This window comes from Mesorhizobium sp. M0227 (assembly GCF_040321855.1).
Classification (GTDB): domain Bacteria; phylum Pseudomonadota; class Alphaproteobacteria; order Rhizobiales; family Rhizobiaceae; genus Mesorhizobium.
The window spans coordinates 135,983-158,056 of the sequence record NZ_JAMYSJ010000001.1; the positions used below are offsets into that span (position 1 = coordinate 135,983).

Below are 22,074 nucleotides of genomic sequence, written 5' to 3' on the forward strand. Positions count from 1 at the left end.
GGCCATGGCCCTTCTGCGAAGCTCGTTCCTCAGGCATCCGGGCGCCGTTGCCGGCGCGCTGATCCTGATTGCGATCCTGCTGATGGCGGTCTTCGCCGGCGTTCTCTTTCCGGGCGACCCCTGGCGCATGGTCGCCCGTCCGAACCTGCCGCCCTTCAGCCCGGGGCATCTGTTCGGCACCGACATGCTCGGCCGTGATCTTGCGGCCGGCATCGCCCACGGGGCGCAGGTCACGCTGCTGATCGCTCTGGCGGTGACGCTGCTCGCCGTCGCCTTCGGCACGGCGATAGGTGCTGTCGCCGGCTATTTCGGCGGCTGGGTCGACGACGTCGCCATGCGGTTCACCGAGTTCTTCCAGACCATCCCGAGCTTCCTGCTGACGGTCGTCATCGTTGCGATCGTCGCGCCTTCGCTGGCTTCGATCATCCTGGCCATCGCAATCGTCAGCTGGCCGCAGATCGCCCGGCTGGTCCGGGCCGAGGTGCTGAGCCTCGTCAACCAGGACTTCGTGCGGGCGGCACGGGTTGGCGGGCTGTCGACTGCCCGGATCATCTGGGGGCACATCCTTCCCAACGTGCTGTCGCCGGTGATCGTTGCCGCTTCGTTGATGACGGCGACCGTCATCCTGATCGAATCGGGCATCAGCTTCCTTGGTCTGGGCAATCGCGAGTTCGTCTCCTGGGGCTATCTGCTCGGCACCGGCAGGACCGCCTTTCGCGTCAACTGGTGGCTGTCGACCATTCCGGGCCTAGCGATCTTCCTCACCGTCCTTTCCCTGAACCTCGTCGGCGACTGCCTGAACCATTGGCTCAACCCTCGCAACAGCAATCGCGGTGGGCGCGCATGACGGCTCTGGTCGAGATCGCGGGTCTCTCCATCGCCTTGCCGGAGCACGCCGATCGAGCATTGGCCGTCGAAGACGTGTCGTTGCGTATCGATCGTGGCGAAGTGCTCTGCCTGGTCGGCGAATCCGGATCTGGCAAATCGGTATTGGCCGCGGCCATTGCCGGCCTGTTGCCTGCCAAGCAGCTCCGGATCGCCGCCGGTGCGATCCGTTTCGATGGCCGCGACATTGCCGGGATCAGCGAGGCTTCGTTCCGCCTGCTGCGCGGCAAGCGCATTGGCTTCATCTTCCAGGAACCGATGAGCGCGCTCAATCCGGTGCTGACCATCGGCCGCCAGATCGAGGAAGCGCTCGCCGCGCATGATGGCGGCGACCGCAAGGCGCGCACCGCTCGCGTGCTGGAACTGGCGCGGGCAACCAGGCTTCCGGATCCCGAGACGATCATTCACCGCTACCCGCACCAACTCTCGGGCGGACAGCGGCAACGGGTGATGATCGCCATGGCGATCGCCAACGATCCGGACCTGCTGATCGCCGATGAACCCACCACCGCGCTCGACGTCACGACGCAAGCGGAAATCCTGCGGCTGATCCTTGAAATCCGCGAAAGGCTCGGCCTCGCCGTTCTGTTCATCACCCATGATATCGGCGTGGTCGCCGATATCGCTGATCGCGTCATGGTGATGAAGGAGGGCCGGGTGATTGAGAGCGGCAGAGCAGACGACGTCCTCGAAGCGCCATCGCAGCCCTACACACGCCGCCTGATCGAAGCCGTTCCGGTTCTTCATACCAGTGCAATTCAAAGACGGGACGCAGGGGATCCGTTTCTCGTTGTCCGCGGGCTGACCAAGACCTATCGTGATCGCCGCGCGCCTTGGCGGCGGCAGGCTTCCGCCACCAGGGCGCTGGACGGTGTCAATTTGACGATTGGGCGCGGCGAGACGGTCGCCCTCGTCGGTGAATCCGGTTCGGGCAAGACGACGCTCGGCCAATGCGTCGTCGGACTGGCCGACTGGGATGAAGGCAGCCTGAGCTTCGACGGTGGCGATCTCGCCGGCACGACACGGGAGCGCACTTTACGTCCGCGTATCCAGATGGTGTTTCAGGATCCGTTCGCCTCCCTCAATCCGCGCCATCGCGTCCGCCGCATCCTTACCGAAGCCGCCATAGTCAACGGCCTTTCACGCGAGAGGGCGGAGGAGAGCATGTCCCGCCTCCTTGTCCGCGTCGGACTTGACCCCGGTGCGGCCGATCGTTTCCCGCATGCCTTTTCAGGCGGCCAAAGGCAGCGTATTGGCTTGGCGCGAGCACTCATGCTTGAGCCCGACCTGCTCGTCGCCGACGAACCGGTCTCGGCCCTGGATGTCTCGATACAGGCGCAGATTCTCGACCTTCTGGCGGAAATCAAACGCGATCTTGGCCTGTCGATGCTGTTCATCACGCACGATCTTCGTGTCGCCTCGGCGATCGCCGACCGCATCGTCGTCATGCAGAGCGGCAAGATCGTCGAGGACGGTCCCGCCGAACAGGTTTTGACACGTCCCGGATCCGACTATGCGCGTGCGCTGCTGGCGGCGGTCCCAGGCCTGTCCTGGGAGCGGAGCCGCAGCCAGATCGACCGGGCCGCCGCGGAATAGAGGCGTGATACCGGTCGCAGGGCAAATCTACCAATCTTGTAGAATTAACAAAAACGCGCTGTCCGTCTTGCCCGAGCGATACTGGAATTTCCCCACCTGCCACCGAAAGGGATGGCGTTTTCTTTGTTTCCATCGCCTGCGGTGCGACGCTTCGATCACCAAACAAGAGGTCGAAATGAGCAGTTCTGCTGGTAAACAAACGATTCCGGTGCTGGATTTTTCCCGCTATGAAGCCGATCCGGCATCTCGCAAAGAATTCATCGAGGGACTGCGGCGCGCTGCACGCGATGTTGGCTTTTTTTACCTGACCGGACATGGCATCGCACAATCGCTGATTGACGATGTGCTTGGCGCGTCACGACGTTTCTTTGCCTTGCCGGACAAGGACAAGCTCCAGATAGAGATGGTCAACTCGCCGCATTTCCGCGGCTACAACCGGATTGGACAGGAACTGACGAAAGGCCAGAGGGACTGGCGCGAGCAGGTCGACATCGGCTCGGAGGCACCGGCGCTGCCGCGCAATGCCTCGTTGCCGGCCTGGACGCGCCTGCAGGGACCAAACCAATGGCCGACCGCCTTGCCCGAGCTGAAGCCGCTTCTGCTGGAGTGGCAGGATCGCCTCACCGATCTTTCGACGCGCCTGCTGAAAGCCTTTGCCATTGTCCTGGAGCAGGATGAGGGTGCTTTCGAAGCCATCTATGCCGGCACGCCGAACCACCTCATCAAGATCATCCGCTATCCCGGCCGTGACGCGACCGAAAGCGAGCAAGGCGTCGGTGCGCACAAGGACAGCGGCTTCCTGACGCTCCTGCTGCAGGAAAGGCAGAAGGGGCTGCAGGTCGAAAGCGCCGATGGCGATTGGATTGACGCCGAGCCGCGCGCCGGCACCTTTGTCGTCAACATCGGCGAACTGCTGGAAATGGCGACCGATGGCTACCTGAAGGCCACCGTGCACCGGGTCGTAACGCCGCCAGCCGGCACCGACCGGCTGTCGGTCGCCTTCTTCCTCGGCGCTCCGTTCGATGCCGAGATTCCGCTCCTGGATTTGGCGCCGCACCTGAAGGCGCAGGCGAACGGGGTCACCCGCGATCCGCAGAATCCGCTCTACCGCAATTCCGGGCAAAACGCGCTGAAGAGCCGGTTGCGTTCGCATCCCGACGTCGCGCGGCGCCATCACGCCGATCTGCTGGCCGTCCAGGCACGCGCCGAAGCTGTCCCGGTCGCTTGACCGCCACAACCATCAGGAAGGAACGATAAATGACCCTGGAAAATCTTTCTCCCGAGACCCTTGCCCTTCACGGCGGCTCCTGGCGCGCCGATCCCGCCACCGGCGCCGTTGCCGTACCTATTTACCAGACCACGTCTTACCAGTTCCAGGACACCGGCCATGCCGACCGGCTGTTCGCCCTCGATGAGATCGGCCATATCTACACGCGCGTCTCGAACCCGACGCAGGATGCGCTGGAGACCCGCATCGCGGCGCTGGAAGGGGGTGCTGCTGCCCTTCTTGTGTCCTCCGGCCAGGCGGCTTCAGCCTATTCGGTGCTGAACCTTGCCGGCGCCGGCGACAACATCGTCTCCGCCACCGATCTCTATGGCGGCACCTGGGCCCTTTTTGCCGCGACCCTGAAGCACCTGGGGGTGGAAGTACGGTTCGTCGATCCGTCCGACCCTGAGAATTTCCGCCGTGCCACCGATGCGCGGACACGCGCCTACTATGCGGAATCGCTGCCCAATCCGAAGCTGCAAGTCTTCCCGATCAAGGAAGTCGCTGACATCGGCCGGTCGCTCGGCGTGCCGTTGATCGTCGACAACACCGCGGCACCGCTGAGCATCAGGCCGTTCGACCATGGCGCGGCTGTCGTGGTCTATTCGGCGACGAAATACATTGGCGGCCACGGAACCTCGATCGGCGGCATCGTCATCGATGGCGGCAACTTCCCATGGGAAGACCATGCCGAACGCTTCCCGACGCTGAACCAGCCCGATCCAAGCTATCACGGCAAGGTTTGGGTCGAGGCGGCCAAAGCGCTTGGACCGGTGGCGTATGTACTGCGCATCCGCACCGTGCTTCTGCGCGACGTCGGTGCCGCGATCAGCCCGTTCAATGCCTTCCAGCTGCTGCAGGGCCTGGAGACGCTGCCCTTGCGCCTCCGTCAACACAATGAGAACGCCATCAAGGTGGCGGAGTTTCTGCGCGGTCATCCAAAGGTAAGCAACGTCATCTTCCCACGCTACCAAAGCGGCGAGAGCAAGCGCCGGGCCGACGCCTATTTCCGTCAGGGCAGCTACGGCGCGCTGGTCGGGTTCGAACTCAAGGATGGCCGCGAGGCTGGACGTTCCTTCATCAACGGGTTGAAGCTGCTCTATCACGTCGCCAACATCGGCGATGCGCGCTCGCTGGCTATCCATCCATCGACCACGACCCACTCGCAGCTTTCGCCGGAAGAGCAGCTCGCGACCGGCGTGACGCCCGGTTATGTCAGGCTTTCCGTCGGCATCGAGCATCCTGACGACATCATTCGCGATCTTGAACAGGCGCTCGATCAGGCCGTCGGCGATCGCGAATTGAAGGCCGCCTGAGGCATTTCTGCTGGCGAACAAATCGTCGGCTCCACATCGATCCGGTCACAGGAGGGTACAATGACTTCCAGCAGGAAAATCGGGGCAACATCGAAGATCTCGCGGCGCGGCGTGTTGCGCGCCGCCGGCACACTCGGTGTTGGCGCCGCGGCTGTGGCCCTGCTCGCCAGGCCGACCAGCTACGCCATAGCCGGCAATGCGACCAAGGTGCGGTTGTCATGGACCGAGTTCGCGGCCTGCCATTCGCCGATCGCCTTCGCCCTTTCGAAGGGCATCTATGCCAGGCATGATCTCGACATCGAACTCTACTATCAAGGTGCCAGCGGCCAGACGCTGATCCAGTCGATCGCCACCAACAAGACGGATGCCGGCGCCGGCTTGCTCTATGACTGGATCAAGCCGCTGGAGCAGGGGCTGGACGTCAAGCTGTTCGTCGGCTCACATGGCGGCTGTACAAGGCTGCTGGCGTCCAAGGCCTCCGGCGTCACCACGCTCGAAGGTCTGAAGGGCAAGACCATCGTCTCCTACGACGTCGCCAGCCCGCCAAAGCACTCCTTCCAGGTTGCGCTGGCCAAGGCAGGCCTCGATCCCGAAAATGATGTGAACTGGCTCAACGTGCCGTTCGATCTGGTCGGCGAAACGGTTGGCAAGGGTCAGGCCGATGCGCTGGCGCATCTCGATCCGTGGGCCTATTCCCACAAGAAGAAGTTCGACCTTGTGGAAGTCGCCAACACGCAAACGGGCTCGTTCGAAGGTGCAGTCTGCTGTGTGCTTGGCGTCAATTCGGCTTTCCTGGATGCCAACAAGGATGCCATCCGGCGGTTGGCCGAGGCCGACATCGAGATCCACGAATATGCCGCGGCGCATCCAGATGAGGTGGCAAAGTGGTTCGTCGACAATCTCAACCCGGGCTTCCCCTTTGAAGATATCCGCGACGAGATTGCGTCATGGGTGTTGCACAACCATCCGGTCGGCAAGGATCTGCAGGATCAGGTGAAGCATGCGGCCGCTGATCTGTCGCTGATCAAGGTGCTCGATCCCACCACCGACCCGGCGGAACTCGCGCAGCGGGTGACGGTCGACATTCGGCCTGACGGTTGCGGTGATGAGCGCAGCGATCGACGAGGACGCAGGCGAAAAGAGTGTTTCTTCCGCTTCTGCCGGGCCGGTGTGGAAGCACGGGCTCTATGCCGCCTCGGCTTGGCTGCTCGCTGCCATTGTCACGATTGCCTTCCCCGATGTCGTTCCGTGGGGTAGCCGCGATGTCTTCGTCGCCCTGCTGGTCGCCGGAGCGATGATCCTGGCCGGTCTTGCATTCAGCGTCGAAAAGCTTGGCGGATTTGGCCGCGGGCTGATGCACTACGGTCCATGGCTGATTGTGCTGGGCCTTTGGTTCGCGGTCTGGGAGTTGATCACCGCCAAGCTCGGCTGGATGCCGAAACCATTCTTCACGCCGCCGCACGGCCTCCTGCATGTCTATATCGTCGACTGGCAACGCATCCTCATCTGCATCGCTTACACCGCGCGGCTGTGGACCATCGGCTTCTTCAGCGGCATCATTGTCGGCTTCATCGGCGGCGTGGCGCTAGGCTGGTCCAAAAACTTCGCCTATTGGGGCATGCCGGTGCTGAAGCTGATCGGCCCCGTGCCGGCGAGCGCCTGGATCCCGGCAACCTTCTTCCTGTTCCCGACGACGTTCCAGGCGAGCCTGTTCCTGGTCGCGCTTGCATCCGGCATACCGGTCGCGATCCTGACCGCGTCGGGCGTCAACTCGGTCAACCGCTCCTTCTACGACGTGGCGCGTACGCTTGGCGCCAGCAGCCGCTATCTGGTTCTTCGCGTGGCGATACCGGCCGCTCTGCCGCATGTCTTCGTCGGCCTGTTCATGGGGCTGTATTATTCCTTTGCCGTGCTGGTGGTCGCCGAAATGCTCGGCGCGAAATACGGTCTGGGCTGGTATCTGCAGTTCCAGACGGCCTATTCGGCCTACGCCAACGTCTACGCGATGCTGATCGTCATGGCATTGCTCTGCTCGGGTCTGGTCAAGCTGCTGTTCGTCGCGCGCGACCGGCTGCTCGTTTGGCAGAAGGGTGTCGTACAATGGTAGCCTTCGGCACCACTCGCGTCGCGGTCGATAACTCTGCCGGTCTTTCCGTCGACTTTCACGGCGTCTCGCATCAGTACGATCTGGATGGGCAACCCTTGCCGGTGCTGCGCCAGATCGACCTGGCCGTGGCGCCAGGCGAGTTCGTGGCGCTGCTCGGTCCGTCCGGCTGCGGCAAGTCGACCCTGCTGCGGCTGGCGGCAGGGCTGGAACGGCCAAGCAGCGGTGAGGTGCTGGCAAACGGGACAATCGTCGCCAGACCGGATCCGTCGCGCGTCCTGGTGTTTCAGGACCCGACGCTGTTTCCGTGGCGGACCGTTCGCGACAATGTCGCCATCGGGCCGGAAGCGCGCGGCGTCCTGCCTGGCAGTCAGAAGCGGATCGATGGTGCGCTTCGCCTGGTCAAGCTCGAGGCTTTCGCCTCCGCCTTTCCGCACCAGCTGTCCGGCGGCATGGCGCAACGCGCCGCGCTGGCGCGTGCCCTGATCAACGACCCGCGCCTGCTGTTGCTCGATGAGCCGCTGGGCCGGCTGGACTCACTCACCCGGCTGACCATGCAGGAGGAGCTTTTGGCGCTCTGGCGGCAGGCCGAATACACGGTCATTCTGGTCACCCACGATGTCGAAGAGGCGCTGCTGTTGTCCGGGCGCGTCATCGTGCTGACCGAGCGCCCGGCACGCATCAAGGCCGAGGTCGCGGTCGATCTGCCCTACCCCCGGCGGCGTGACGATCCGCGCATCGTAGCCCAACGCCAGCACATCCTCGAGATTCTCGGGTTCTCGGCATGACCGAAAATACGTCGGCATCGGTCAGAAAACTGTTTTCGCCGCGCTGGCTGGAAGCGGCGGGAATTGTCCTGACGCTCATTGCTCTCGTCTGGTGGGCGATCGTCTACGCACAGGTCATGTCGAACACCGGATTTCCAATCGAGCGCACCCTGCCATGTCTGCTGCAGACGTCTGACCGCTGCTCGCTTGCCATGTCGTTGTGCAAGACTTGGCATTTCCTCGGCATCCGGCGCTATTCGCCCGAACTGTTGTGGGCCGGAGCGATCATTTCCAGCTTCGCGCTTCTGTGGGGGAGCTCCATGCAAAATCCAAAGCAGAAAAAAGAAGGAACCTGACCATGCCCAGAATTGTGCCGGTGCTCGATCTGAGCCGTCTCGAACAAGGTGCCTCCGAATATCGTACCTTTCTCCTGGACCTGCGCACGGCGGCGCGAGACGTTGGCTTCTTCTACCTCAGCGGCCACGGAATTTCCGCCTCGGAGATCGACGACGTGCTCGATGCCTCGCGCCGGTTCTTCGCGCTGCCGGAGGCCGACAAGCTGGCGATCGAAATGGTCAAATCCCAGCAGTTCCGCGGCTACACCCGCGCCGGTGGCGAACTGACCAGGGGCGCGGCCGATTGGCGTGAGCAACTCGATTTAGGCGTCGAGCGCCAGCCCATAGCGCAGGGACCTGGAATTGCACCATGGACAAGGTTGCAGGGACCGAACCAGTGGCCGTCTGCATTGCCGGAGCTCAAGCCGGCACTGCTTGCATGGCAGGCCAAGGCGACCGCGGTGGCGATTCGGCTGCTGAAGGCCTTCGCGCTGTCGCTTGACCAGCCGGAGGATGCCTTCGACGCGATCTACCGGGACTCGCCCAACCATCGCATGAAGATCGTCCGTTATCCCGGCCGTGACGCGACCGAAGGCGACCAGGGCGTCGGCGCGCACAAGGATGGCGGTTTCCTGACCCTGCTGCTGCAGGACGACAACAAGGGGCTGCAGGTCGAATATGACGGAAGCTGGGTGAATGTGGATCCGCTGGCGGGAACGCTGGTCGTCAACATCGGCGAACTGCTCGAACTGGCATCGAATGGCTATCTGCGGGCCACCGTGCACCGCGTCGTGACGCCGCCTGCCGGCGTCGAGCGGATTTCCGTCCCGTTCTTCTTCAGCGCGCGGCTCGATGCGACCATCCCGCTTCTCGGCCTTTCCGAGGAACTGGCGGCGCAGGCGCGCGGACCGGCAAGCGATCCCGACAACCCGTTGTTCCGCGATGTCGGAACCAACGTGCTCAAAAGCCGGCTGCGTTCACATCCCGACGTGGCACGCCGCCACTACGCTGATCTCCTCCAGACCGGAACCGCGGGCTCGTAACGGCTGCTGAGCACGAATTTTTGCTCATTTGTATATTTTTGGAATTCCATTCGTCGCCAAGTAACCAAAATAGGCTCAAACAGGTAAAATCGTTCGGCGGTTTCCTCCCATTCCGCTGAACGGTGTTCCCCTCTGAAGGTTTAACCTTCTTTTGGCCGGGCCGTATTCGAGCCCGGCCATTTTTTTGTCCCGGGATATTCTTCTTCAGCCGCGCTGGAACGTGTCTTTCGCGAGGGAACACATTCGGGAACGGTGCAGGTTCGCATTCGCCGCCAATGGGCATTTTCGAAGCAATCTGCTTTCCGGACAGGCAGAAAATTGGATTGCCGTTCCTTAGTCTACAAAAATTATAGAGTTAACTTCGGGGCAGTCGAACAGAGCGGGGGACGTTCCGCGATCGGCTGACAACAATGAACCTCAGGAGTTGACTGACATGACGATTGCAATGCGGCTTGGCGCCGGTTGGAGGACGGCACTGGCGACGACGCTGGTGGTGGCGGGATTGTTTTCGACCGCGACCTATGCGGGCCCGACGCTCGACAAGATCAAGGAGCGTGGCTCCATCAAGGTCGGTGTCGGCACGACACCCGGTTTCTTCTCGCCGGACAGCAACGGTCGCTGGCAAGGCTTCTTCGCCGACTATGGACGCGCCCTGGCGATCACTGTCTTTGGCGACCCGGACAAGGTGGAGTTCACCAACTCTTCGCCGCAGCAGCGCCTGCCGGCGCTCCAGGCCGGTGAGTTCGACATTCTGCTGTCGGGCGTGACGGTAACGATCACGCGTGCCTTCCAGCTCGGCTTCCATTTCGGTCCGACGGTTTTCTACGACGGCCAGGGCATCCTTGTGCGCAAGGACCTCGGCGTCACCAAGGCTGCCGACCTGGACGGTGCCACGATCGGCGTTCAGAGCGGTACGACCGGCGAGTTGAACATCGCCGATTTCTTCCGCAAGACCGGCAAGAAGTTCACACCGGTGACGATCGAGGATACCGGCGAATTCATCAACGCACTGGAGACAGGGCGCGTCGACGCCATCACGCAGGACTCGTCCGATCTCGTTGGCAAGCGCACCCAGCTGAAGAAGCCCGATGACTACATTATCCTGCCCGAGCGGCTGTCGAAGGAGCCGCTCGCACCGGCAATCGCCGGTGGCGACGACCGCTGGCTCGAAATCGTCAACTGGACGGTCAACGCAACCATCCAGGCCGAGGAATGGGGCATCACCAGCAAGAATGTCGACGAGTTCCTGAAATCGCCGGATCCGGCCATCCAGCGCTTTCTCGGCGTCGACCCGTCGCTCGCCCAGGCGATCGGCCTCGATCCGAAATGGGCCTATAATATCGTCAAGACTGTCGGCAATTACGGCGAAATCTATGACCGGAACCTGAAACCGCTCGGTTGGGAGCGCGGCTACAACAGCCTGTGGACCAACGGTGGTCTGCTGTACTCACCGCCGTTCCGCTGAGACCCTTCAGCCAATGTCATTGACGGACGAAACCGTGCCGGGTCCAGACGGACCCGGCATGTTACGCAAGTTGTCCAGGTGGTGGGGCGACTGGCCGCTGACCCAGATCGCGGTGATCGCGGCTGTCATCGCCCTGTTCTGGCTGCTCGGCCACAACACCGCCGCGACCATGGCGCGCATCGGCATCACGCCGGGGTTCGACTTCCTCGGCAGGCCGGCGAATTTCGAGATCGGCGAGGCGCCGATCGCCTTCAGGGCGGGCGACCCCTATGCGCGCGCGATCCTGGCCGGTCTTCTGAACACGCTGACGGTGGCAGCGCTTGGATGTCTGCTCGCCACGATCCTCGGCGTTGCTCTCGGTGTTGCCGGCCTCTCAGGCAATCTGTTGCTGGCCGCGCTCGTGCGCTGGTATGTCGAGATCGTCCGCAACACGCCGCTTCTGCTTCAGCTGTTCTTCTGGATTTCGCTGGCAAAATCGTTTCCCTCGCCACGCCAGGCGCTCTCGGTCTTCGGCAGTTTCTTCCTCACCAACCGGGGCGTGTTCGTTCCCGGGCTCGCCTTTCATGGTGTGTCGGCGCCGACGCTCTGGCTGCTTGTCGGCCTCGCCTTGGCCTATATGGCTTTCCTTTGGAGGGCGCGGCGCGAGGGCAGCTTGCCTGCCAGGCGGCTGGGCATCGCAACCGCGGGGCTGCTGGCTGGCGTTGTGCTGACCTTTCCTCTAACCGGAGCCGGTGCGAGCTGGGAGATACCGGCGCTGGCTGGCTTCAACATTCGCGGCGGCTACAATCTGACGCCGGAATTCACGGCACTGTTGACGGGCCTGGTGGTCAAGTTTTCGGCGGCAATCGCCGAGATCGTGCGAGCCGGCATCCAGTCGGTCGACCGTGGCCAATGGGAAGCGTCCCGGGCGCTTGGCCTGCACAGCGGCCAGATCATGCGGCTCGTCGTGCTGCCGCAGGCCTTGCGCGTCATCACGCCGCTGACAACGTCCAGCTACCTGGACCTGACCAAGGATTCCAGCCTTGCGGTTGCCATCGGCTACCCTGATCTCGTCAGCATCATCAACACCACCGCCAACACGACCGGGCAGTCGCTGGAAGCGCTGACACTGCTGATAGGCATCTATCTGGCGATCAACCTGTCCGTATCGGCCGCCATGAACCACTACAACCGGCGTGTCGCTCTCAGAGGAATTGCGAGGACATGAGCATCTCCGACGCTGTTTACCTACGACCGTGGCGATCGTCGGCAACGCTGCGGACGTTGAAGATCGGGCTTTTCGGCACCCCGCTCAATTCAGTCATCACCCTGGTTACGGTGGCGTTGCTGGGCTGGATCGTACCGCCACTGCTGCGCTGGGGCGTATTCGACGCGACATGGACCGGAACCTCAGCCGACTGTGCACTCGCCAACGGCGCATGCTGGGCGTTCGTGGGGGCGAAATTCCGCTTCATCCTGTTCGCCTTCTATCCGCCGGCGCTGCAATGGCGCCCGCTCGTCGTCATGGTGCTGCTGCTGGGGCTCCTCGTCATCACCGCTCAGCCGCGATTTTGGCGCAAGGGATTGCTCGTCGCCTGGCCTGTCGTCGTCGTCGCCAGCTGGATCCTGATGTCCGGCACGCTGGTGCCTCCCGCCGTCCCATCGAACCAGTGGGGCGGGCTGGCCGTGACGCTGTTCGTATGGTCGGTCTGCTTCGGACTGGCGACGCCGCTGGCGATCCTGCTCGCCCTGGCGCGGCGTTCCGGCATGGGCGGCCTGCGCACGCTTGCGATCGCCTTTATCGAACTGATGCGTGGCACGCCGATGGTGGCCATCCTCTATGTGGCGATGCTCATCCTGCCAATGGCCATTCCGAATGGCCAGCTGATCGACAAGAATGTCCGGGCGATGATCATGATCACGCTGTTCTGGTCGGCCTATGTCGCCGAGGTCGTTCGTGCCGGCCTCCAGGCAATACCGGCGGGCCAGCACGAGGCCGCGACCGCGCTTGGCCTCGGCTATTGGCGCACGATGCAGCTCGTTGTCCTGCCGCAGGCGCTGCGTCTGGTCATTCCCGGCATGGTCAATCTGGCGATCGGCTTCCTGCTGGCGACATCGCTGCTTGCCGTCATCGGCATTTTCGACCTGCTCAATGCGGCCCGATCCTCGGCGGCCGATCCGCAGTGGCTCGGCTACTACGACGAGGCTTATCTGTTCGCTGCGCTGATCTATTTCGTGCTGTGCTTCGGCGGCTCACGCTACAGCCTCTGGCTGGAGACATATCTGCGCCGGTCGCAGCGACACTGAGCCCATAAAGCTCGCCGGCGGAGCGCTGTGCCATTTTGCGCTGGCGGCGGGGAAGCGAATGCTGCGGAAGCGCGTGGCGGGGGAACGCAATACCTTCCCCGTGCCTTGATGGAGGTCGATCCTCGTCGAGATTTGTTCAATCTCCAACGTCCGAGATATCCGCCACATGACACGAAAACAATTGCGCCTCGGCGCCTTCATGCGCCCCGTCAGTCTGCACACCGGCGCCTGGCGTTACCCGGGCGCCTGTCCCGATGCCAATTTCAATTTCGCGCATCTGAAACGCTTCGCCCAGACGCTGGAGGCGGCGAAATTCGACGCGTTCTTCATGGCCGACCATCTGGCCGTTCTCAACATGCCGATCGAGGCGCTGCGGCGCAGCCACACTGTCACGTCGTTCGAGCCATTCACGCTGCTGTCGGCGCTCGCCGCCGTCACCGACCATATCGGGCTGGTCGCTACCGCATCGACGACGTTCGACGCGCCCTATCATGTTGCCCGCCGCTTCGCCTCGCTGGACCATATCAGCGGCGGACGCGCCGGCTGGAACATCGTCACCACGTCCAACCCTGACGCGGCGCTGAACTTCGGCCTCGACGAGCATGTCGAGCATGATGAGCGTTATCGGCGGGCACGGGAATTCTACGATGTCGTCACCGGCCTGTGGGACAGCTTCGCCGACGATGCATTCATCCGCGACGCCGAAAGCGGGCTCTATTTCGACCCCGCAAAGCTGCATGTGCTTGACCATAAGGGCGAGCATCTTTCGGTGCGCGGTCCGCTCAACATTGCGCGGCCTATCCAAGGCTGGCCGGTCATCGTCCAGGCCGGCGCCTCGGAGGCGGGGCGACAGCTGGCTGCCGAAACGGCGGAAGTCATTTTCGCCGCCCATGCCGATCTCGCCTCGGGGCAGCGTTTCTTCGCCGACGTCAAAGGCCGTGCGGAGAAACTTGGCCGCTCGCGCGACGACATCAAAATCCTGCCCGGTGCCTTTGTCGTGGTCGGCGACAGCGTCGAGGACGCGCAGGCCAAACGGGCCAAGCTCGACAGCCTCGTCTATTACGAGAGCGGCATCGCCTCGCTGTCGATCGCGATCGGACATGATGCGTCCGGTTTTGATCCCGACGCGCCCTTGCCCGAAATCCCCGAGACCAATGCCTCGAAGAGTGGCCGCGAGCGCGTCATCGAACTGGCGCGCGAGGAGAACCTGACCGTTAGGCAGCTTGCGCAAAGGCTGGGCGGCTATTCCGGGCTTGCTTTTGTCGGCACGCCTGAAACAATCGCCGACGAGATGGAGGAATGGCTGGTTGCCGAGGGCTCCGACGGGTTCAACATCATGTTTCCCTACCTGCCGGCAGGGCTCGATGATTTTGCCGAGAAAGTGGTGCCGGAATTGCAACGGCGAGGCATCTTCAGGCGGCAATATGAGGGGTCGACACTGCGCGAGAATCTCGGCCTGAAGCGGCCGCCCAACCGGTTTTTCGAGTAGAACATCCTTCGCGGAGAGGTCTCCATGTCAATCCAGTCCAACACCCGCATCGTGCTCGCGGCGCGACCGCAAGGCCGGCCGAAGCCGGATCATTTCCGCATCGAGACGGTCGACCTTGACCAGCCGGGAGAGCGCGAACTGCTGTTGCAGATTCTTTATCTGTCGCTCGATCCCTATATGCGCGGTCGTATGAACGCCACCAGATCCTATGCCAGGCCGGTCGATGTCGACGGTGTGATGGAGGGCGGCACCGTCGCGCGTGTGATGATCTCTCGCCATCCGGAGTTTGCTGAAGGCGACATCGTCCTGTCCCACTCCGGATGGCAGAGTTTCGCCCTGTCCGACGGTGTCGGGCTGCGCAAGCTCGATCCCGCGGCGGCGCCCATCACGACCGCACTGGGTGTGCTCGGAATGCCGGGCTTCACGGCCTATGCCGGTCTGCTCACCATCGGACAGCCGAAGCCTGGCGAAACGGTCGTCGTGGCGGCCGCCAGCGGTGCGGTCGGGTCGGCCGTCGGCCAGATCGCGCGCATCAAGGGAGCGCGTGCCGTCGGCATTGCCGGCGGTGCCGAAAAGTGCGCCTTCGTGCGAGACGAGCTGGGCTTTGACGCGGTCGTCGATCACCGGGCCGACGATTTTGCCGAGCAATTGAAGGCAGCTTGCCCCGGCGGCATCGACATCTATTTCGAGAATGTCGGCGGTCCTGTCTGGGACGCGGTGTTTCCGCTGCTGAACGAGTTTGCGCGTGTGCCGGTCTGCGGGCTGATCGCGCAGTACAACGTCATCGCGGATGCCGGCACCGACCGGTTGCCGACATTGATGCAGCAAGTGCTGCACCGCAGCCTGACGATCAGGGGTTTCATCCAGCGCGAATTTGTCGACCAGCGCCCGGCCTTCTACCGCGAGATGGCCGACTGGATAGCATCCGGCCGGGTTCGATACAGGGAAGATATCGTGGATGGCATCGAAAATGCGCCACAGGCCTTTCTTGGCCTTCTCGAAGGCAGGAATTTCGGCAAGCTGATCGTGCGTATCGCGGAATAGTTGCTGCGCAACAATCAGTCGGGGCTGCCTCGAGCAATTTCAGGAAAAGTGTGAAACGCTTTTCCGTCCGGATTGCGTAAAAACAAGGAGTTAGAGCGGGTCGCCGTTTCCGTGAAACGGTGAACTGCTCTAGGCAATTTCTGCCGCAGCCGTGGCCGCGCCTTTCTGTTCACCACATCATGAAGGAGGCGACGTCCGCGTCCGAGACCTCGCCGGCGTTGACGTCGGCGATCGCCTGGTCGACGATCGCCACGCCCTCCGCCACTTCGTCTTCCGTCAGCGTCAGCGGTGGCATGAACTCCAGCACATTGGCCTTCAACCCGACATAGGTGAAGGCTGCACCCAGCTCATAGCCGCGATAGATGATCTTGGCCGTGGTCGCCGCCGCAACCGGCTCACGTGTCGTGCGGCCCTTGACCAGTTCGACGCCGATGGCAAGGCCGCGCCCGCGCACATCACCGATGATCTCATGCCTGGCGGCAAGGGCTCGCAGCGCGTCGGAAAACAGCATGCCGATCCGCGCCGAGCGCTCGACCAGGCCGTCCGTCTCGATCGTCTTCAGCACCGCGTTGCCGGCCGATGTCGCCACCGGATTGCCGGCGGTTGTCTGCAGCGCGAAGGCCGGCGCATGGTCCATGATCTCCTTAGGGCCGATCACGGCCGACAACGGCAAGCCACCGCCGATGCCTTTGCCGAAGACGACGAGGTCCGGCGTCAGTCCTTCATGCTGGAAGCAGTGCATCATGCCGCTGCGAGCGAGCCCGACCTTGACCTCGTCGACGACAATCTTGATGCCGTGCCTGCGGCAACGCTCCTGCAATGCCTTGAGAAAGCCAGGCGGCGGCACGATCAGCCCGCCATCCGACATCAACGGCTCGATGAACACCGCCGCGACCTGATGCGGCGGGCAGGTGGTCTCGAACTGGTAGTCGAGCAGCGCAAGCACGTCGTCGCTGCTGAAATTCGGTCGGAACGGATCGGGATAAGGCAGCAGAAGCACGCCCGGCCGGGGTAGCGTGTGGGTCATGGCGGTATGGCCGCTGATGCCCATCGAGCCGGAGAGATTTCCGTGATAGGAGCCGATGAACGAGATGAAGCGCGAACGGCCGGTGGCCGCCTGCAGCACGCGCACCGCGCAGTCGTTGGCATCCGACCCGGAATGGCCGAACCAGACGCGCCGTTCGCCTTCTCCGGGCGTAATCGCCAGCAGCCGCTCCGCCAGCGATACGGCGGGCTCGTTCGGGTAGAGCAGCAGGCTGGCGCCGGCCATGTCGCGGATCGACGTCTCGACCGCTTCGACGATGGCCGGATGGCCGTAGCCGAGCACCGCCGGACCGGCCGATCCCGACAGGTCGAGCAAGGAGCGGCCGTCTTCCTCGATCAGCCGGTTGCCCCGGCCGCCGATGACGCTGAGCGGCGAGAAACGCAGCTTGCCGATCTGGGCGATGGTCGCGGCGTCACGTTCGCGCAAGCTGAGATTGCTCACGACACTTTCTCCGCCTTCTGTGCCGGCAGTGCCGCCGCCAGCCGGTCCGCCCATTCCTCGATGCCGCGCCGTGTCGACAAAAGGTCCTGCCGGATCTCGATGAGGACGGCGGCGATGCCGCGATCATCGCCATGGATGGGCACGGCGTAGTCGGCGTCACGGCTGATCACATAGGGCACGTTGGCCGCGACATTGAGCCCGGCGTCGGTGCGCAGGCCCGAAAGGATCGCTTCGGCGAGATCTCTTGCTTGGTCGTGCAGCACGCCGGCATGCCAGGGTCTGCTGACACCGAGGAAGACCGGCGTGAAGGAATGGATCGTCACGATCCGCGTCCGCCGGCCTGCCTGTGCCCGGCAGTCGAGATGCGCGGTCACCCGGTCATGAAACGGCGAAAAGATGATCTCGGCACGCCGGGTCCGCTCCGTCGCGTCGATGCCGACATTGCCGGGAATGCCGGTATCTTCCGACAGCACCGGAATGCTGCCCTGGGTATTGAGCGGCCGGTTGAGGTCGATCAGCAGCCGGGAGTAGCCGCTGAGGAAAGCTGGTGAATCGAGCTTCGCGGACAGCAGGCGGGTCACCTCGGCGGCGCCGATATCCCAGGCGATGTGGCGCTGCAGATGATTGGCATCGAGGCCGAGCTGTCGATACTCGGCCGGCATGTGGTTGGAGGCATGCTCGCACAACAGCACGATATCGGAACGGCCGTGCTCGTTGAGGACCTCGACGGCCTCCGGCCAATCTTTTTCGGTCCGTGCGGTCATCAATAGAGCGTCCGGTAGAGATCGCAGATGGAGGCCGGATCGAGACCGGCAAGACGCTCGGCTTCATGTCGTTTGAGGCCGACGAAAGTGTCGATGAAGACAGGCGCGAACCATCCCGTCACGGTGCCGTCGGCCAGCAACGCGTCCAGTGCCGCGGGCAGGGTTTCGGGCAGGCGCACTAGACCGAGACTTGCGCGCTCCGCCTCGCTCATCAGCGTCGGGTCGCCGGTGACCAAAGGTGGCGACGGCAGGCCCGCCTTCAGCCCTTCCAGCCCGGCGCGGATAATCGCCGCCAGCGACAGATAGGGATTGCCGGTGGCGTCCGCCGCCCGGTACTCGATATTGTACTGCCGCGCCGGATCGCGCCCCCCCATCGTCACTGTCGGGCAGATGCGCAGCGACGCCTCGCGGTCGCGGTCGGCGAGCCAGGTATAGGACGAACTCCAGCTGTGCGGCTTCAGCCGGTAGAAGGACGACACGCTCGACGCCGTCATCGCGGTCATTCCAGGCAGATGGCGCAGCACGCCGGCACAGAAGGCGCCGGCTTTGGCGGAAAGGCCGCCCGCCAGTGCCGGATCGTATGTCACCGGCTTGCCGGCCTCGTCGACGAAGCTGAAATGGATGTGGACGCCGTTGCCGACGGCAGTTGGCGCGGTTTTGGGCGCGAAGCTCGCACGCCAGCCGGCATTGCGCGCCAGTTCGCGCGTGATTTCGCGGATGGCGACGGCGCGGTCGGCTGCCGTCAGCGCGTCCGCCGGCTCGTGCGTCACCTCGAACTGCTCGTCGCCGAATTCGGCGATGACCACTTCGGGTGCGACGCCGGCCTCCTCCAGCGCCGCCATCAGGTTGGGCGCGAAGGGGTCGGTTCGCCTGAGCGCGGCGAAAGACATCGAATGCGCCGGCGCGAAGCCGCCGTCGGCGACGTTGAATTCATGCTCGAAGGCGGCGATGACCGACAGGCCGGTCGCGGCTTTCAAATCGGCCGACGCCTCTTTGAGCATCGTGCGGGTGCAGCCGAGCCATGGGCTGCCGTCGAGCTCGACGATGTCGCCGGCGACCATGTCGAACGGCGTCGCCGATCCGGTGCGTGTCGTGCGAAAGCGCGCCTTGAGATCGGGGATCAGCCGCAGGTCGCCCGACGAGCCCCAGGGGTTGGGATCGACGATCGAGTTGAACGGCGTCAGCGACAGATTGGCCTGCAGCCAGCCGACCCCGGTCGTGGCGGTCTTCTGCAACTTGCTTTCGGCAACGAAACGGCCCCGCGTGACGGCGGAGAGATCCGTGGTGACGACGGCAACCAGAGGCTCGACGGTCGATGTCATGCCGGTTTTCCCAAAGCGTTGAAGCGGTCGACGACCGTGTCGGTGTCGGCCACCCAGCAGTAGCCGCCGAAGGCCTTGAGCGCGATGTCGTGGCGTTCCTGGGTGATGGTGGCGCAAGCATCCGATACGCAGGTGACGAGATAGCCGCGGTCGGCGCCGTCGCGCACCGCCATGTCGACGCATTGATCGGTCAGCACGCCGACCACGACGAGATAGCGGATGCCGAGGTTCTTGAGGAGATAGTCGACATTGGTCGAATTGAAGATGCCCGACGACGTCTTCGGCAGCATGATCTCGTCGCCAACCGGCGCCAGCGATGCCACCGGCAGTCCCTCGGGGAGGCTGGGTGCAATATGGATCGGCGTCAGCTTGTGGTCGAGCGAGCGGTCGCGGCCGTCTTCGGTCAGGCTCTGGATGATGGTGTGCAGCACCTCGACGCCATTGGCCCGCGCCGCGGCCAGCAGGCGCTCCTGGTTGGGGATCGTCCGCGAGGATGTCTGCCGGTAGAAATAGTGATCGGGGCCACGCTCCGGATGCGACGGATCGGCGCCCGGCTCCAGCCAGATGCGCTGCATGTCGACGAGCAGCAGTGCCGTTTCGCCGGCACGGAAGGCTTCGTCTCGTTTGGGTAGGGCCTGGGTCATGCTTTGTCGTCCTGCTTTGCTGATTTGGGTCCCGGCGTCTTGCGGGGTCCGGGTATCTTGCGCGCGCCGTTCTCTTGCGGGTCGCTGTCGAGCGTCACGGCATTGGCATGTCGCACCCTTTCGAGCCGCTCGATGCGGGCGCGGGCCTCGTCGCCCAGCGTCGAAACGATATGGGCGACCAGCGCCTCCATCTGGGCGATCGCCGGCGCCAGCGTGTCGTAGGGCGAGGCGACTTCGAGCGGGCTGACGATGGTGACTTCGGCGAGATCTGATATCGGCGACAGCCATTGGTCGGTGAACAGGACGATGCGCACATTGAGCGCCGCCGCTTGGCTCGCATAGGCCATCACATCAAGCTGATAGCGGCGATAGTCGAACACGACGAGCACGTCGCGGCGGTCGAGGTCGGCGAGCGTGTCGAAGGTCTGCGGGGAGAGCACACCAAGATCGCGAACCCCGGAGCGAAACTGCACGAGATAGCCGGCCAGCATGCCGGCGATGTGGCGGCTGAACCGGCCGCCAACCAGCACGACCTCGCCCTTGACCTCCATCAGCAGGCGGGCCGCCCGTTCGTATGTCTGGATGGGTGTCGCGGCGGTGGCTTTCTGCAAGGCCGTGGTGACGCTATCGAGATAGGCCAGCACGGCGCTGTCGTTGGAACCGCTCTGCCGCTTGGCCTCCATCATCAGCAGCGGCGAGTGCAGTCTTGCCTCGACTTCGGCCAGAAGCTTCGCCTGGAAATCCGGAAACCCTTCATAGCCGAGTTTTACGACCAGCCTCACCACGGTCGGATCGCTGACGCCAGCGCGCCGCGCAAGCGACGAAGCGGTGCCGAGGCCGGAGGTCGGATAGTCCGTCAACAGCAGCCGGACGATCTTCTCTTCCGACGGCGTCAGCGCAAGATCCCCGCGCATCAGAACATCGCGTATCGCCATGGGCCTCCCCGAAATCCATGTTCTCTTGTTTTGTCGAGTTTATTACAGAGATTTAAATCTTGGTCAACAATGAAGAGATGTTGACATTGTGTGATCGCTGGCCCTACCTTGTCGGAAAGCAGCCAAGAGACTGTGGGGAACAGCCATGCGAAACGGAAGCGACGTCATCGTCGTCGGTGCCGGTATTGTCGGATCGAGCGCCGCCTATCATCTGGCCAAGGCCGGTGTGAAGGTCACGTTGGTCGAGCAGACCCACCCCGCCGGCGGCCCGTCGGGCAAATCGTCGGCGCTGCTGCACGCCTTCTACCTGATGCCGGAACTGTCGCAGCTGTCCATCCGTGGCCGAGAGATCCTGGTGTCGCTGCCGGAAATCGCGGGCGAAGGATCCTTTGTCACCGAAATCGGCATGATGTGGGTCTGCGGCAACGACAACAAGGTGAGTTGGACGGCGGCAGCCGAACGCATCCGCGGCGAGGGCGCGCGCATCGAGACATTGTCGCCGCAGGCCTTTGCCGACGCGGCACCCGGCTTTGTCCTGGACAATGTCGCAATGGCGCTGTGGGAGCCGGAATATGGCTACGCCGATGCCTTCGGCGCCACCAACGCCATCGCCCGTGCCGCCCGCGCCAACGGTGCTGGGATCATGCAGAACACGTTGGTCGAGAGCCTCCAGCGGCAGGGCGACCGCATCACCGGCGTCACCTTGACCGATGGAACGGTGCTGGAAGCCGGTACCGTCGTCCTGGCCGCCGGGCCATGGACGCGCCGGCTGCTGGCGACAGTGGGCCTCGATCTGCCGCTGCATGTCGAGCGCCATCCGATGGCCGTGCTGGACGCTGCCGGCAAGGCAAGGCAGGTCATGCCGTTCGCCTGGTGCGACGACATTTCCTGCAACTATGCACGGCCCGACAATGACGGCGTCATCCTGGCCGGCACCTGGGCCGGCGGCGGCACCGGCCTGCGCCATGAGCATGCAGGCCGTCCGCGCCTTGTCGAAAATCCCGACAACTACATGGAAGGTGTCGAGGAAGCTGAATCGGTCGAGATCCTGGAGACCTTCGCCACCCGCTTGCCGGCCATGGCCGAACTTGGCATCCGCCCCGGCTATGCCGGGCTCTACGACATGAGCCCCGACGATCTGCCTGTCATCGGCGCCATGCCTGGGGTCGAAGGGCTGGTCGTTTCTGCCGGATCCTCCGGCCACGGCTTTAAGACCGGTCCAGCCGTCGGCGAGGCCGTGGCCAGGCTGGTCACCGAGGGAGCACAGCCGATCCTGGCGCCGTTTTCGCCCGATCGCTTCAGGGCCGCGTGATGGCGTCGCCGACG

General features: G+C 63.6%; 20 protein-coding genes. 15 read left to right on the forward strand and 5 right to left on the reverse strand.

The genetic code is table 11. The annotated features are described in order from the left end of the window. The first annotated feature begins 4 nt into the window (after positions 1–4). From NKJ00_RS00575 to curA, 14 genes are all read left to right on the forward strand, one after another. The gene (locus tag NKJ00_RS00575; protein WP_352628347.1) at positions 5–847 is read left to right on the forward strand and encodes an ABC transporter permease; all 843 of its coding nucleotides are present in this window, start codon (positions 5–7) and stop codon (positions 845–847) included. Further along, on the forward strand, positions 844–2,481 hold the full coding sequence (locus NKJ00_RS00580; protein ID WP_352628349.1) for a dipeptide ABC transporter ATP-binding protein: 1,638 nt from the start codon (positions 844–846) through the stop codon (positions 2,479–2,481). The genes NKJ00_RS00575 and NKJ00_RS00580 overlap by 4 nt, the downstream gene beginning before the upstream one ends. A 175-nt stretch (positions 2,482–2,656) precedes the next feature. Beyond that, a complete protein-coding gene (locus NKJ00_RS00585) occupies positions 2,657–3,709 on the forward strand; it encodes an isopenicillin N synthase family dioxygenase (protein WP_127292874.1) in 1,053 nt (350 codons plus the stop codon). A gap of 29 nt (positions 3,710–3,738) precedes the next feature. Continuing rightward, positions 3,739–5,064: an O-acetylhomoserine aminocarboxypropyltransferase/cysteine synthase family protein gene (locus NKJ00_RS00590; protein ID WP_023809078.1), complete on the forward strand. Its 1,326-nt coding sequence runs from the start codon at positions 3,739–3,741 to the stop codon at positions 5,062–5,064. A gap of 60 nt (positions 5,065–5,124) precedes the next feature. Next, the gene (locus NKJ00_RS00595; protein WP_352628351.1) at positions 5,125–6,321 is read left to right on the forward strand and encodes an ABC transporter substrate-binding protein; all 1,197 of its coding nucleotides are present in this window, start codon (positions 5,125–5,127) and stop codon (positions 6,319–6,321) included. Next, positions 6,233–7,171: an ABC transporter permease gene (locus NKJ00_RS00600; protein ID WP_352628353.1), complete on the forward strand. Its 939-nt coding sequence runs from the start codon at positions 6,233–6,235 to the stop codon at positions 7,169–7,171. The genes NKJ00_RS00595 and NKJ00_RS00600 overlap by 89 nt, the downstream gene beginning before the upstream one ends. Then, positions 7,165–7,956, forward strand: coding sequence for an ABC transporter ATP-binding protein (locus NKJ00_RS00605; RefSeq protein ID WP_023809075.1), 792 nt, complete (start codon positions 7,165–7,167; stop codon positions 7,954–7,956). Before NKJ00_RS00600 ends, NKJ00_RS00605 begins: the two co-directional genes overlap by 7 nt. Further along, positions 7,953–8,291: a hypothetical protein gene (locus tag NKJ00_RS00610; RefSeq protein ID WP_352610013.1), complete on the forward strand. Its 339-nt coding sequence runs from the start codon at positions 7,953–7,955 to the stop codon at positions 8,289–8,291. Before NKJ00_RS00605 ends, NKJ00_RS00610 begins: the two co-directional genes overlap by 4 nt. 2 nt (positions 8,292–8,293) lie before the next feature. Beyond that, on the forward strand, positions 8,294–9,313 hold the full coding sequence (locus NKJ00_RS00615) for an isopenicillin N synthase family dioxygenase (protein ID WP_128302598.1): 1,020 nt from the start codon (positions 8,294–8,296) through the stop codon (positions 9,311–9,313). Positions 9,314–9,746: 433 nt separating this feature from the next. Further along, positions 9,747–10,778, forward strand: a complete 1,032-nt coding sequence (locus NKJ00_RS00620; RefSeq protein WP_352610015.1) for an amino acid ABC transporter substrate-binding protein — start codon at positions 9,747–9,749, stop codon at positions 10,776–10,778. A gap of 58 nt (positions 10,779–10,836) precedes the next feature. Then, a complete protein-coding gene (locus NKJ00_RS00625; protein ID WP_352553657.1) occupies positions 10,837–11,985 on the forward strand; it encodes an amino acid ABC transporter permease in 1,149 nt (382 codons plus the stop codon). Next, on the forward strand, positions 11,982–13,064 hold the full coding sequence (locus NKJ00_RS00630; RefSeq protein ID WP_032908639.1) for an amino acid ABC transporter permease: 1,083 nt from the start codon (positions 11,982–11,984) through the stop codon (positions 13,062–13,064). The genes NKJ00_RS00625 and NKJ00_RS00630 overlap by 4 nt, the downstream gene beginning before the upstream one ends. Positions 13,065–13,230: 166 nt before the next feature. Next, the gene (locus NKJ00_RS00635; RefSeq protein WP_352628355.1) at positions 13,231–14,553 is read left to right on the forward strand and encodes an LLM class flavin-dependent oxidoreductase; all 1,323 of its coding nucleotides are present in this window, start codon (positions 13,231–13,233) and stop codon (positions 14,551–14,553) included. Between the two features lie 24 nt (positions 14,554–14,577). Beyond that, positions 14,578–15,597, forward strand: a complete 1,020-nt coding sequence (gene curA, locus NKJ00_RS00640; protein ID WP_352610017.1) for an NADPH-dependent curcumin/dihydrocurcumin reductase — start codon at positions 14,578–14,580, stop codon at positions 15,595–15,597. 169 nt (positions 15,598–15,766) lie between these two features. Here the strand turns inward: curA and NKJ00_RS00645 are convergent, their stop codons facing one another. The 5 genes from NKJ00_RS00645 to NKJ00_RS00665 are packed head-to-tail and all read right to left on the reverse strand — an operon-like array spanning position 15,767 to position 20,748. Next, the gene (locus NKJ00_RS00645) at positions 15,767–17,083 is read right to left on the reverse strand and encodes an aspartate aminotransferase family protein (RefSeq protein ID WP_352440723.1); all 1,317 of its coding nucleotides are present in this window, start codon (positions 17,081–17,083) and stop codon (positions 15,767–15,769) included. Continuing rightward, complete coding sequence (locus NKJ00_RS00650; RefSeq protein ID WP_352440722.1) at positions 17,080–17,847, reverse strand: N-formylglutamate amidohydrolase; 768 nt, start codon at positions 17,845–17,847, stop codon at positions 17,080–17,082. Before NKJ00_RS00650 ends, NKJ00_RS00645 begins: the two co-directional genes overlap by 4 nt. Continuing rightward, positions 17,847–19,169, reverse strand: coding sequence for a type I glutamate--ammonia ligase (locus NKJ00_RS00655; protein WP_352440721.1), 1,323 nt, complete (start codon positions 19,167–19,169; stop codon positions 17,847–17,849). Before NKJ00_RS00655 ends, NKJ00_RS00650 begins: the two co-directional genes overlap by 1 nt. Further along, entirely contained in the window at positions 19,166–19,813 is a 648-nt protein-coding gene (locus tag NKJ00_RS00660; protein ID WP_023809063.1) for a cysteine hydrolase family protein, read from the reverse strand. The genes NKJ00_RS00655 and NKJ00_RS00660 overlap by 4 nt, the downstream gene beginning before the upstream one ends. Beyond that, a complete protein-coding gene (locus NKJ00_RS00665; protein ID WP_023809062.1) occupies positions 19,810–20,748 on the reverse strand; it encodes a MurR/RpiR family transcriptional regulator in 939 nt (312 codons plus the stop codon). The genes NKJ00_RS00660 and NKJ00_RS00665 overlap by 4 nt, the downstream gene beginning before the upstream one ends. A gap of 145 nt (positions 20,749–20,893) precedes the next feature. Here NKJ00_RS00665 and NKJ00_RS00670 point away from each other — a divergent pair, with 145 nt between their 5' ends. Further along, complete coding sequence (locus NKJ00_RS00670; protein ID WP_023809061.1) at positions 20,894–22,060, forward strand: NAD(P)/FAD-dependent oxidoreductase; 1,167 nt, start codon at positions 20,894–20,896, stop codon at positions 22,058–22,060. Positions 22,061–22,074 lie beyond the last annotated feature (14 nt).